Origin of the sequence: Bacillus sp. NH11B, assembly GCF_001884205.1 — a bacterium.
In the GTDB taxonomy this organism is placed as follows: domain Bacteria; phylum Bacillota; class Bacilli; order Bacillales; family Bacillaceae_G; genus Bacillus_A; species Bacillus_A proteolyticus.
In genome coordinates this window covers 1-247 of the sequence record NZ_MAOG01000069.1, presented here as the reverse complement: position 1 = coordinate 247, position 247 = coordinate 1, and the positions used below count along the sequence as shown (strand labels likewise).

Below are 247 nucleotides of genomic sequence, written 5' to 3'. Positions count from 1 at the left end.
AGATAAACAAGACAAGCAAGATAAACAAGACAAGCAGGACAAACAAGACAAGCAGGACAAACAAGACAAGCAGGACAAACCAGGTAAACCAGACAAACAAGATAAACCAGGTAAACCAGGCAAACAAGATAAACAGGACAAACAAGATAAACAGGACAAACAAGATAAACAGGATAAACAAGATAAACAGGACAAACAAGATAAACAGGACAAACAAGATAAACAGGACAAACAAGATAAACAGGAC

The 247-nt window shown here is 36.8% G+C and carries 1 protein-coding gene; it reads left to right on the top strand.

What is annotated here, in order from left to right; genetic code table 11:
- On the top strand, positions 1-247 hold a 247-nt coding region (locus tag BAU27_RS33535; protein WP_175546536.1), incomplete at both ends, for a hypothetical protein.